This window comes from Streptomyces sp. NPDC093510, from assembly GCF_040683555.1.
GTDB lineage: Bacteria > Actinomycetota > Actinomycetes > Streptomycetales > Streptomycetaceae > Streptomyces.
Genome location: NZ_JBFBEE010000015.1, coordinates 41460 through 53150, shown reverse-complemented (window position 1 = coordinate 53150; position 11691 = coordinate 41460). Strand labels below are relative to the sequence as shown.

Here is an 11691-nt window from a genome sequence, read left to right as displayed (position 1 = left end):
AGGGGGCCCTCTGTTCAGCGCGGCCGACATGACGCTAGCGTGGAGCCACCTTTGCAATCGCGGGAGCTCGGAGCACCGGGCTGAGAGGGCGCTGACCTCCGTACGAAACTGCACCAGGAGTGCACGAACCGTACGGGATCCGCTGCGTCGACCGCCGAACCTGTTACCGGGTAATGCCGGCGTAGGGAGTAGGTCTCATGACCACATCGGACGCACGCACGCCTGCCTCCAGCAGCGACGACAGCACCACCGCAGCTGACGGGGCCGGGAAGTCCATCGGCTGGCACAAGGCGTATGTCGAGGGTTCACGCCCCGACCTGCGCGTGCCGGTCCGCCAGGTGCACCTCACCAACGGCAAGGCCGTCACCCTGTACGACACTTCGGGCCCGTACACCGACCCGTCGGCCGAGACCGACGTACGCCGCGGCCTGCCGCCGCTGCGGGAGAACTGGATCATCGCCCGCGGCGACACCGAGGAGTACGTGGGCCGTCCGCCCCGTCCCGAGGACGACGGCATCAAGCACACCTCGCCGCGCGGCGGGCTCAAGAACCTGGACGCGGTCTTCCCCGGCCGTCCCCGCCAGCCGCGCCGCGGCCGCGCGGGGCAGGCGGTGACGCAGCTCGCGTACGCCCGCCGCGGCGAGATCACGCCCGAGATGGAGTTCATCGGGATCCGCGAGAACATGGACCCCGAGATCGTGCGGGCGGAGGTCGCCGCGGGCCGTGCGGTGATCCCCGCCAACGTGAACCACCCGGAGATCGAGCCGATGATCATCGGCAAGAAGTTCCTGGTGAAGGTGAACGCCAACATCGGCAACTCCGCGGTCACTTCCTCCATCGAGGAGGAGGTGGACAAGATGACCTGGGCGACCCAGTGGGGCGCGGACACGGTCATGGACCTGTCCACCGGCCGCAACATCCACACCACCCGCGAGTGGGTCCTGCGCAACTCCCCCGTCCCGATCGGCACCGTCCCCCTCTACCAGGCCCTGGAGAAGGTCGACGGCAAGGCTGAGGAGCTGACCTGGGAGATCTACAAGGACACGGTCATCGAGCAGGCCGAACAGGGCGTGGACTACATGACGGTCCACGCGGGAGTGCGCCTCCCGTACGTCCCGCTCACCGCGCGCCGCAAGACCGGCATCGTCTCGCGCGGCGGTTCGATCATGGCCGCCTGGTGTCTCGCGCACCACAAGGAGAGCTTCCTCTACGAGCACTTCGAGGAGCTCTGCGAGATCCTCGCGGCGTACGACGTGACGTACTCGCTCGGCGACGGCCTGCGGCCCGGTTCGATCGCGGACGCCAACGACGAAGCGCAGTTCGCCGAGTTGAGGACGCTCGGGGAACTCAACACGATCGCCAAGCGTCACAACGTACAGACGATGATCGAGGGCCCCGGTCACGTCCCGATGCACAAGATCAAGGAGAACATCGACCTCCAGCAGGAGATCTGCGAGGAGGCGCCGTTCTACACGCTCGGCCCGCTGACCACCGACATCGCCCCCGCCTACGACCACATCACCTCCGGCATCGGCGCCGCGATGATCGGCTGGTGGGGCACGGCCATGCTCTGCTACGTCACGCCCAAGGAGCACCTGGGTCTGCCCAACCGCGACGACGTGAAGACCGGTGTCATCACGTACAAGATCGCGGCGCACGCGGCGGACCTCGCCAAGGGGCACCCGGGCGCACAGGACTGGGACGACGCGCTCTCGGACGCACGCTTCGAGTTCCGCTGGGAGGACCAGTTCAACCTGGCGCTCGACCCGGTCACGGCACGGGAGTTCCACGACGAGACGCTGCCGGCCGAGCCCGCGAAGACGGCGCACTTCTGCTCGATGTGCGGGCCGAAGTTCTGCAGCATGAAGATCTCGCAGGACATCCGTCGACAGCACGGCGGTGATCTGGACTCGGAGGAGATCGCGGCGGGCATGGAGCAGAAGTCGAAGGAGTTCGCGGCGAGCGGTAATCGGGTGTACCTGCCGTTGGCGGACTGACGAGCAGGTAAGCGCCGTTCCGGGAGATTTCGACTTCCGGGGCGGCGCTTCCTCGTGCGGCGAACAGCAGCGGATGTCTAGTGAGGGAGGACCGGTTCGGCGACCCGCAGGGCGTTGAGGACGGCGTCCTCGGTGGAGTGCACCTCGGGGTAGAGCTTCTCGGGGTCGGTGTGAAGTCGGTAGTCCCACACGATGCCGTAGATCCCGAACGTGACGAACGAGAGGAGGAAGTGCATACCGAAACTGCGGTTCAGGATCTGGACGGGTTTGAAGGTCAGTGGGTACCGGACAATCCCGAGCTTTACCCAGGCGACGCTGAGCTTGTCGTCGAAGTCCTGTTCCGTGAGCTGGATCTGCCACCAGAAGCGCATCGACCGATAGACGGCGATGTAGCCGTAGATCCCTAGCGTGATGAAGGACAGGAAGAGCGAGAGTCCAGCTTTGATCGGTTTGTGCTCGTCCTCGAAACGTTCTTTTACGAAGCGCTGCAGGTCGTCCAGCTCATCTTGGCTGGGACCGTACTGGCCATGCTCCTCGGCGTACTGCTTTGAGGCATCGATGACCGCATTGTAGTAGTGCATGCGGCGACCTCTGAAGAGGTCAGCACGGTTGAGTCGGCGATAGAACAGCACGACTCCATAGATTCCTAGCGTCACCCACGACAGAAGAAAGAAGTAGATGCCCCACCCGACGAATATCTGGTCCGTCGAGCGCCTCTCGTGCACGTAGCGGTCAACTTGCTGCACTGCTTGGATCTGTTCCATGTGGGCCCCCAGTTTTGATCAGCCCTCGTCGGTGTCGGGTGTGATCTTCTTCTGGGGAGACATCAGCGGCTCAATCCCACGGAGACGGGTTGCCCGTCCTCAGCACGTCCAGCGATCGCACTCTCTTTGCCCAGCGTATGCCTGGCGCGGTGCAAAAGACCCTGTTGTGCGGCTCTGTTATTCGGGGGCTGCCCAATTTGCTGAGCAGTCCTGTGGTGGGTCAGACAGAGGGCTACCGGATTGGCTTGCGGCGGCGCATGGGAGTGCCAGTTCGACGTGTAGATGGCAGTGGGAATGGGCACTGATCGCCAAAGATCCTGCACCCGGGGCTCAGAGACCGACCCGCTCGGGCCGTCCGGCGTCACGCCTACGGGATTTCGGGTCGTCGGGCCTTCGGGGATGTCGCGCCTTCGCGCGGGAGCAAGGCCGTGTGCCGGCTTTCGGCCGGGCACTGCCCTGCTCTCGCGCGTGCCCTGTTTCTCGGTTGTCGTCGTGGGTGGCCCCGTCCGTGTGGACAAGGCGGTCGCGGACGTGTCGGTCCCACCCACCTGTCGGTACGCCTCCGGCTTGCGCCGCCGCTCGCCGGCAGCGGCGCGTCGAGGCGGTGTTGAGCCCCATGGCCTGGCCCCGCCCGGCCCAGCCCCGGTGCCGCTACTCCGGCTTGTGGTCGGGGCCGCCGAAATCGGGGCTCGAGAAGTCGGGGCTCGAGAAGCTCGGACGCGGCCCCGCGGTGGGACCGCCGTCCGGGCTGCTGAACCCCGGCCTGTGATAGCCGAGTTGGGGCATACGGCCGTGTGCCCCGGAACCACCCGCGTTCGCCGACGGCGTGCGGGCCGCGGGGGCCCCGCCCGGTTCCCTCAGAGCCTCCCGCAGGAACGGGACGACGCCCCGCTCGAGGAGCGCCCGGCCCCAGTCTTCCCTGGCGCGGGACACCTCCTCGTGCTGTTCGCCGTGCAGTCCTGCCTGGAGCGAGGTGGAGCCGTTGCGCAGGGCGGTCAGAAGCAGACCGACCGCGGCGACCAGGATGCCCCCGGCGGTGAGCGCGCCGAACAGCCACCCCGCGGTGAGCAGGGTGTCCGCGAAGGCGGGCTCGGGGTTGAGCATCTTCAGGATGTAACCGACGAGCAGGAATATCGCGGCGGCCGTCCCCGCGAGGACGGGTGCGAGGACCGCGACGACGGCGATCGCCCCGGCTCCCGCTGCCGCTGGTTCGGCGACCTCGCCCATCGTGGTGGCGAGGCTGACGCCGCCGGAGCCCGACTCCGCGGCGCTCTGTCCATTCCCTTCGCGGATCGACGTGGACGACGGTCGAGGTTCGCGCAACTCCTCGCGAACCTGCACGTAGTGCGCGTACTCGGCCGCGGCTGCGGCCGTGATCAGTGCTGTCGCGTTCAGGGCCATGGTGCGCAGTTGTTCGGTGTTGAGCCGCTGGCCCACGGCGGCGAGTTCAGGACGGTCAGGTGCGGTGCGCAGCGCCTCATCAAGGATCCGCTCGTATTCGGGGCGGTCCTCATTGAGCAGGTGTGGAGCGCTGTTCATGTGCATCCCCCGATGCTCCGTAGGGCTGAGGCTCGCATGGCTGCGAGCCGTTGGGCAGAAACGGAGGGGAGCCTGCTACGGATAAGCCGATGGTAGAGCCGTGACGGCACGCGGTGACAGGGGGTTTCCGGAAATTGCCCCCCTGGTCAGCGTGATCGTGTAGAGGAGCGCCTGCCCGCGGAACGTTCAGACAGGCAGGGGAAGTTGGCAGACCAGTAGCTTTCCGGCCATGGTCACTCCGCCGTCCATGGCGATGGCCAGGCCGTCGGCGTAGACGTGCGGGCCCTCGATGACCGGACCGCCGCCGTCCGACTCGTCCTCGGAGCCGACGTCGCCCAGGAGGTAGGGGATGGGGCTGTGACCGTGGACGATGCGTGTGCCGCCGTACATGTCGAGAAGTTCGCGCACGGCCGAGGGGCCCGACTCGTCACGGAAGGCGAAGCGCTTGGTGAACTTGCGGAAGAGGTCCCAGCACTCGTCGGCGTCGTTGCGCGTGAGGGTCTCCCGGATGGTGTCGTTCACCGCCTCGATCGAGTCACCGTAATCCAGATAGGCGGTTGTGTCGGAGTGCACGAGCAGGTGGCCGTCGGCCTCCTCCATCGCGTCGAGGCGGGCCATCCACTGCAGGTGGTGGTCCTCCAGGCGCTCCATGTCGTTCTTCTGCCCGCCGTTCAGCAGCCAGGCGGCCTGGAAGGTGGCGGTGCCCGCGCCGGAGTTCACGGGGGTGTCGCCGAAGCGTTTGGCGCCCAGCAGGAGCAGCTCGTGGTTGCCCATGAGCGCCTTGCAGTAGCCGCCGGCGGCTGCGGCCTCGGCGGACAGCCGCATCACGAGGTCGATGACGCCGATGCCGTCGGGCCCGCGGTCGGTGAAGTCGCCGAGGAACCACAGGCGCGCGTTCCCCGCGGACCAGTTGCCCTCGGCGTCGAGGAGGCCCTGCTCCTGGAGGGCCGCGACGAGCTCGTCCAGATAGCCGTGCACATCCCCGACGACGTACAGGGGGCCGTGCTCGTCGCTCGCCCGTGGCTGCGGGGGCTCCGGCATGACCTGCACCTGGACCGTGTCGCCGCGGTTGATGACGGGCAGGTCGCGCTGGGTCGGGGTGTACCCCTCGTCCGGCGGTGCCTCCCCGGGCGCTCCGGAGCTCGCCGGAGCGGGACCGGTCGTCTCATGGATGTACGCGGGTACGCGGAAGTCGCGCAGCGTCGCCGTCCGCACATCGGGTCCCTGACCGGCCCCCTGAGTCATCGACCCCTCCACCACCATTGCGCCGCATCTGCACCGAGATCGGACTGCTTGGTCGCTGCGGCCCGCGGTGTCGTCCGCCCATCATAGGAATGCGGCTCCCGCTGTGTGGTGCACCAGGGGTGGTGAATCGGTGCCGGACCCCGGTTCATCGCGGATTTCTCCCGAATTGGGCAGAGGTTTCCCCGCTGGAGGCGGGGAGGAAGCCGACCTCTGCCCTGTCGGTGGACGAGGGCGGAAGCGATCAGCCGGAGCCGGACGAGCGCGGCGGGCTGACCGTCGTGCGCGGCGGACGTCGCTCGGACGAGGTGCGCACGATCAGTTCGGTCGGTATCACCTGCTCGATGGGCCGGCCGGAGTCGAGGCCCTCGATGGCGTCGATGAGGAGCTGTACGACGGCGGTGCCGATGCGCCGCGGTTTGAGGGAGAGTGTGGTGATGGGCGGTTCCGTGGTGGCGTACACGGTGGACTCGCTGCAGCAGACGAGCAGCAGGTCGTCGGGGACGCGCAGGCCGTACCGCCGGGCGGCGGCGAGCAGGTCGGTGCCGTTGGGGTCGAAGAGGCCGTAGACGGCGTCGGGCCGGTCGGGTCTGGCGAGCAGCCGGTCGGCGGCGACGGCGCCCGCGCACGGGTCGTGGGCGGGGTAGGACTCGTAGACGGGGTCCTGTCCGATGCGTTCGCACCAGCGCAGGTAGGCGGTGGTGGACAGGTGGGTGTACGTGTCCGTGGTGGTGCCGGTGAGGAGGCCGATCCGGCGGGCGCCGGCGGCCGCGAGGTGGTCGAGGATCTCCAGGACCGCGGCCTCGTGGTCGTTGTCGACCCAGGCGGTGACCGGGAGCGAGCCCGCCGGGCGGCCGTCGGAGACCACCGGCAGGCCCTGCCGGACCAGCTCGCTGACCACGGGGTCGTGGTCGGAGGGGTCGACGACGACGGTGCCGTCGAGTGCGACGTTCGACCACACGTCGACGGGGCTGCGGCGCGAGGTGGCGGGCAGGATGACCAGGGCGTATCCCCTGGCGAGGGCGGCCGAGGTGGCGGCTCTGGCCATCTCGGCGAAATAGGCGAACTCGGTGAAGGTGAAAGGTTCATCCCCGTACGTCGTCACGGTCAGGCCGATGAGGCCGGACTTGCCGGTACGGAGGGTGCGGGCCGCCGCGGACGGGCGATAGCCCAGCCGCTCTGCGACTTCGCGGACATGGCGTCGGGTGGCGTCGGGGAGCCGACCCTTGCCGTTGAGGGCGTCGGAGACAGTCGTGATGGAGACACCGGCGGCGGCGGCGACGTCTCTGATCCCCGCTCGACTCTGCCGGTTGCCCCGGCGCGCGGTCTCCGCTCGGCTCACCTGGTGCTTCCCTGCTGCTGTCATGGCGAGCCGATAGTAGGGCTCATGGGGGTGGGTAGCAGGGGCGCATATGCACGCGTTGACAGGCACGTTTCTGCATGGCGTGGTGCCGCCAATGACCTTGGAATGCGCGGGAGTTGGGTGGGGCGGCGGGTTGCTGCACGTGATCGTCCCGCGCGGGCCTGCCAAATGGTCCAGGTCTCGAAGAGGTCTCAACTCACCTTCACGGGTGACGCGCGCCACGGAGCGAGCCACCGGCGCGAAGCGCGGCATGGGGCGCTCCCCCCGCTCCGCACGCCTGCGTGAGGCGGTGCAGGGCGATGCAGGGCGGTGCAGGGCGGTGCAGGGCGGTGCCGGAGCCGGGCGGTGCCGGGCCGTGCGGTGCGGTGCGGTGCCGTTCGTACGCCGATGAAGGAAGGCCATTCGCAGCGCCGCCGAATCCTCATAGGGTGAGCAGTATTCGAACTGGTGTGACTGGCTACGAGGAGGACTGCGGTGAGCGAGACGAACCCGAGGCTGCGCGCCGAGCTGGAGGGCATCCCCACCTACAAGCCGGGCAAGCCCGCGGCGGCGGCCGACGGTCCCGCGGCCTACAAGCTCTCCTCGAACGAGAACCCCTACCCGCCGCTCCCGGGTGTCATGGAGAGCGCGCTCGCCGCCGCCGGGTCCTTCAACCGCTACCCCGACATGGCATGCACGGCGCTGATGAGCGAGCTGGCCGACCGCTTCGGGGTGCCCGCCTCGCACATCGCCACCGGCACCGGTTCCGTCGGCGTCGCCCAGCAGCTGCTGCAGTCCACCTCGGGCCCGGGTGACGAGGTGATCTACGCGTGGCGGTCCTTCGAGGCGTACCCGATCATCACGCAGGTGAGCGGTGCCACGTCGGTGCGGGTCCCGCTGACGGACGGCGAGGTGCACGACCTCGACGCGTTGGCCGACGCCATCACCGACCGCACCCGCCTCATCTTCGTCTGCAACCCCAACAACCCCACGGGCACCGTCGTCCGCAGGGCCGAGCTGGAGCGGTTCCTCGACCGGGTGCCGAGCGACGTCCTGGTCGTCCTCGACGAGGCGTACCGCGAGTTCATCCGCGATCCCGAGGTGCCTGACGGCATCGAGATCTACCGCGACCGCCCGAACGTCTGTGTCCTGCGCACGTTCTCCAAGGCGTACGGCCTGGCGGGCCTTCGCGTCGGCTTCGCGGTCGCCCATGAGCCGGTGGCTGCCGCACTGCGCAAGACGGCGGTGCCCTTCGGGGTGAGCCAGCTCGCGCAGGACGCGGCGGTGGCGTCGCTGCGGGCCGAGGACGAGCTGATGGGCCGGGTCGGTTCGCTGGTCGGCGAGCGCACGCGCGTGGTCGAGGCGTTGCGCGGGCAGGGCTGGACGGTGCCCGAGACGCAGGCGAACTTCGTGTGGCTGCGGCTCGGCGACCGTACGGCGGACTTCGCGGCGGCGTGCGAGAAGGCCGGCGTGGTCGTGCGGCCGTTCGCGGGTGAGGGGATGCGGGCCACGATCGGCGAGACCGAGGCCAACGACATCTTCCTGCAGGCGGCGGAGGCCTTCCGCAAGGAGCTCTGAGGCCCGGGAGCCTCAGACGAGTTCGACGCGGACGGGGTCTCCGGAGCGGACGGTGGCCAGCAGGCGCGGGTCGCCGTCGATCCGTCCCAGGAGGTTGCACGGGCTCGCGAGGCGGCACTCGTCGCCCCGCGAGATCGGTGTCGGCCCGTAGGGGAGCGCGAGGGCGTCGCCGTCGGTCCAGAAGGCGACCGTGCCGGGTTCGACGACCTGTTGGGCGCCCGGCTCGCGCGGGACGCTCACGCCCGTGTCGAAGTAGACCTCTTCGCCCCAGGTGTGGGCGGTGGCGGAGAGCGGCAGGACCGTGGCGAGCGCCTGGCTGGTCGGGGTCTCGTCGAGGGTCGCGGTGAGGTGGCCCGCGGGCCAGGAGATCCGAATCCGTGTCTGCATGGCGCGGATTCAACAATATGTTGAAGTTCTTGGGAAGGCCTCGGGCGGTGCCCGGGGCCTTTCCTTGTGCCCCCTTCGGGGAGGGGGCACGTTCCCGCCGGTAAGGGGGACCCCCCTTTCGGGTTTCGGCAGCCAGTACGACATAATGCTTGTGAATGTGAACGCGTTCACAAGCGTGCCCCGTTTCGTCCGGAGATCGGCGTGACAAAAGGGGCAACCTGCCGCTGTGGGCACGGTGAGTAAGGAGAGACGCAGTGGACCTGGCTCTGGCGCCGGAAACCCTGGCGCGATGGCAGTTCGGCATCACGACCGTCTACCACTTCCTGTTCGTCCCCCTCACGATCTCCCTCGCCGCCCTCACGGCGATCCTCGAGACGGCCTGGGTGCGGACGGGCAAGGAGCACTACCTCAGAGCGACCAAGTTCTGGGGAAAGCTGTTCCTGATCAACATCGCGATGGGCGTCGTCACCGGCATCGTCCAGGAGTTCCAGTTCGGCATGAACTGGTCCGACTACTCGCGCTTCGTCGGTGACGTCTTCGGGGCGCCGCTCGCCTTCGAGGCGCTGATCGCCTTCTTCTTCGAGTCGACCTTCATCGGCCTGTGGATCTTCGGCTGGGACAAGCTGCCGAAGAAGCTGCACTGCGCCACGATCTGGATCGTCTCCATCGGCACGGTCCTGTCGGCGTACTTCATCATCGCCGCCAACGCCTTTATGCAGCACCCGGTCGGCTACAAGATCGTGGAACGCGACGGCACCAAGCGCGCGGAGCTCACCGACTTCTCGAAGGTGCTCTTCCAGGAGACGACGCTCGTCAACTTCTTCCACGTCATCTCGGCGGCCATCCTGGTCGGCGGCGCCTTCATGACCGGCATCGCCATCTTCCACCTGCGAAAGAAGCAGCACATCCGCACCATGCGGATGTCGATGCGGCTCGGCCTGGTCACCGCGTTCGTCGGCACACTGCTCACCGTGGTCAGCGCCGACACCCTCGGCAAGGTCATGTACGAGCAGCAGCCGATGAAGATGTCGGCCGCCGAGGCGCTGTGGGAGACCGAGAGGCCGGCACCGTTCTCGCTCTTCGCGTACGGCGATGTCGCCAAGGGCCACAACCACGTCGCCATCGAGGTACCAGGAGTCCTGTCCTTCCTCGCCAAGAACAACTTCGACGCCGAGATCCCCGGCATCAACGACCTCAACAAGGAGGCGCAGGAGAAGTACGGGCCCGGTGACTACCGGCCCAACATCCCCACCGCCTACTGGTCGTACCGCTGGATGATCGGCTTCGGCGGGGTCTCGATGGCGCTGTGCACCGCGGGCCTGTGGCTGACGCGGAAGAAGTTCTGGCTCGCTCCGGAGCACCGCACCGGCGCGGACGACATCCCCAAGCTGATGCTCACCAAGAACAAGGAGCTCGCGCCGAAGCTCGGCACGTGGTGGTGGCGGCTCTCGCAGTGGACGCTGATCTTCCCCCTCATCGGCACCGCCTGGGGCTGGATCTTCACCGAGACGGGGCGACAGCCCTGGGTGGTCTACGGAGTCCTGCGCACGAAGGACGCGGTCTCGCCCGGGGTCTCGCAGGGCGAGGTGCTCACCTCACTGATCGGATTCACGCTGATCTACGCGATCCTCGCCGTCATCGAAGTGAAGCTGCTGCTCAAGTACGTCAGGTCGGGTCCGCCCGAGCTGACCGAGGCGGACCTCAATCCGCCCACCAAGATCGGCGGACCCGGGCCGGACAAGGGCTCCGGCTCCGATTCCGACGCTGATTCCGATGCCGACCGGCCCATGGCCTTCTCTTACTGAAGGAAGGAGCGACGAGGACATGGAACTTCACGACGTCTGGTTCGTACTGATCGCCGTCCTGTGGATCGGCTACTTCTTCCTGGAGGGCTTCGACTTCGGGATAGGCGTTCTGACCAAGCTGCTCGCCCGCGACCGGGTCGAGAAGCGGGTTCTCATCAACACCATCGGTCCCGTCTGGGACGGCAACGAAGTGTGGCTGCTCACGGCGGGCGGCGCGACCTTCGCCGCCTTCCCCGAGTGGTATGCGACGCTCTTCTCCGGCTTCTACCTGCCGCTGCTGCTCATCCTGATCTGCCTCATCGTCCGAGGCGTCGCCTTCGAGTACCGCGCCAAGCGGCCCGAGGAGCGCTGGCAGACCAACTGGGAACACGCGATCTTCTGGACCTCGTTGATCCCGGCACTGCTGTGGGGCATCGCCTTCGGCAACATCGTGCGCGGCGTGAAGATCGACGCCCACAAGGAGTACGTGGGCAGCTTCGGAGACCTGCTCAACCCGTACGCACTCCTCGGCGGCCTGGTCACCCTGACGCTCTTCACCTTCCACGGCGCGGTGTTCGCCTCGCTCAAGACGGTGGGCGACATCCGGGTCCGGGCGCGGAAGACGGCGCTCGGTCTGGGGCTGATCACGGCCGTGCTCGCGCTCGGGTTCCTGCTCTGGACGCAGGCCGACAAGGGCGACGGCAAGAGCCTGGTCGCGATGGTCGTGGCCGTGGTCGCCCTGGTCGGCGCCATCGTGGCGATCAAGATCGGGCGCGAGGGCTGGTCGTTCGCGCTGTCGGGGATCACGATCGCGGCGGCCGTCGCGATGCTCTTCCTGACGCTCTTCCCGAACGTCATGCCGTCGTCGCTGAACGAGGAGTGGAGCCTCACGGTCACCAACGCCTCGTCGAGTCCGTACACCCTGAAGATCATGACGTGGTGCGCGGGCATCGCGACGCCCGTCGTGCTGCTCTACCAGTCGTGGACGTACTGGGTGTTCCGCAAGCGGATCGGCACGCAGCACATAGCGGATGCCGCGCACTGAATTCGTCACGACC

Annotated in this window: 9 protein-coding genes and 1 riboswitch; of the genes, 4 read left to right on the top strand and 5 right to left on the bottom strand. The window is 67.9% G+C overall.

Annotated elements, in window-relative coordinates; all coding sequences use genetic code 11:
• Nucleotides 1-49 precede the first annotated feature (49 nt).
• Nucleotides 50-205: riboswitch (TPP riboswitch) on the top strand.
• Nucleotides 198-1997, top strand: coding sequence for a phosphomethylpyrimidine synthase ThiC (gene thiC, locus AB0N81_RS24385; RefSeq protein ID WP_365361717.1), 1800 nt, complete (start codon nucleotides 198-200; stop codon nucleotides 1995-1997). It overlaps the preceding riboswitch by 8 nt.
• Before the next feature lie 77 nt (nucleotides 1998-2074).
• Here the strand turns inward: thiC and AB0N81_RS24380 are convergent, their stop codons facing one another.
• The 4 genes from AB0N81_RS24380 to AB0N81_RS24365 all read right to left on the bottom strand — a co-directional run bounded on the left by AB0N81_RS24380 (nucleotide 2075) and on the right by AB0N81_RS24365 (nucleotide 6908).
• Complete coding sequence (locus AB0N81_RS24380) at nucleotides 2075-2761, bottom strand: DUF4234 domain-containing protein (RefSeq protein ID WP_365361715.1); 687 nt, start codon at nucleotides 2759-2761, stop codon at nucleotides 2075-2077.
• Between the two features lie 651 nt (nucleotides 2762-3412).
• Entirely contained in the window at nucleotides 3413-4306 is an 894-nt protein-coding gene (locus AB0N81_RS24375) for a hypothetical protein (protein ID WP_365361713.1), read from the bottom strand.
• Between the two features lie 180 nt (nucleotides 4307-4486).
• On the bottom strand, nucleotides 4487-5545 hold the full coding sequence (locus tag AB0N81_RS24370; protein ID WP_365361711.1) for a metallophosphoesterase: 1059 nt from the start codon (nucleotides 5543-5545) through the stop codon (nucleotides 4487-4489).
• Between the two features lie 241 nt (nucleotides 5546-5786).
• Nucleotides 5787-6908 (bottom strand): LacI family DNA-binding transcriptional regulator, encoded by a 1122-nt coding sequence (locus tag AB0N81_RS24365; RefSeq protein ID WP_365361709.1) that lies wholly within the window; start codon nucleotides 6906-6908, stop codon nucleotides 5787-5789.
• A gap of 471 nt (nucleotides 6909-7379) precedes the next feature.
• Here AB0N81_RS24365 and hisC point away from each other — a divergent pair, with 471 nt between their 5' ends.
• The gene (hisC, locus tag AB0N81_RS24360; RefSeq protein ID WP_365361707.1) at nucleotides 7380-8462 is read left to right on the top strand and encodes a histidinol-phosphate transaminase; all 1083 of its coding nucleotides are present in this window, start codon (nucleotides 7380-7382) and stop codon (nucleotides 8460-8462) included.
• 12 nt (nucleotides 8463-8474) lie between these two features.
• Here hisC and AB0N81_RS24355 read toward each other — a convergent pair whose 3' ends face one another.
• Complete coding sequence (locus AB0N81_RS24355) at nucleotides 8475-8849, bottom strand: cyclophilin-like fold protein (protein WP_365361705.1); 375 nt, start codon at nucleotides 8847-8849, stop codon at nucleotides 8475-8477.
• Between the two features lie 254 nt (nucleotides 8850-9103).
• On the opposite strand from AB0N81_RS24355, the gene AB0N81_RS24350 reads away from it, so the two are divergent.
• Nucleotides 9104-10654 carry a cytochrome ubiquinol oxidase subunit I gene (locus AB0N81_RS24350; RefSeq protein WP_365361703.1) on the top strand — a complete coding sequence of 517 codons (1551 nt, stop codon included), beginning with the start codon at nucleotides 9104-9106 and terminating at the stop codon, nucleotides 10652-10654.
• Nucleotides 10655-10673: 19 nt separating this feature from the next.
• Nucleotides 10674-11678: a cytochrome d ubiquinol oxidase subunit II gene (gene cydB, locus AB0N81_RS24345; RefSeq protein ID WP_365361701.1), complete on the top strand. Its 1005-nt coding sequence runs from the start codon at nucleotides 10674-10676 to the stop codon at nucleotides 11676-11678.
• The last annotated feature ends 13 nt before the right edge of the window (nucleotides 11679-11691 follow it).

Excerpts from the sequence above, each read along its gene's own strand:
- thiC (WP_365361717.1), top strand. The coding sequence starts at position 198 with ATGACCACATCGGACGCACGCACGCCTGCCTCCAGCAGCGACGACAGC.
- AB0N81_RS24380 (WP_365361715.1), bottom strand. The coding sequence starts at position 2,761 with ATGGAACAGATCCAAGCAGTGCAGCAAGTTGACCGCTACGTGCACGAG.
- AB0N81_RS24375 (WP_365361713.1), bottom strand. The coding sequence starts at position 4,306 with ATGCACATGAACAGCGCTCCACACCTGCTCAATGAGGACCGCCCCGAA.
- AB0N81_RS24370 (WP_365361711.1), bottom strand. The coding sequence starts at position 5,545 with ATGACTCAGGGGGCCGGTCAGGGACCCGATGTGCGGACGGCGACGCTG.
- AB0N81_RS24365 (WP_365361709.1), bottom strand. The coding sequence starts at position 6,908 with ATGACAGCAGCAGGGAAGCACCAGGTGAGCCGAGCGGAGACCGCGCGC.
- AB0N81_RS24355 (WP_365361705.1), bottom strand. The coding sequence starts at position 8,849 with ATGCAGACACGGATTCGGATCTCCTGGCCCGCGGGCCACCTCACCGCG.
- cydB (WP_365361701.1), top strand. The coding sequence starts at position 10,674 with ATGGAACTTCACGACGTCTGGTTCGTACTGATCGCCGTCCTGTGGATC.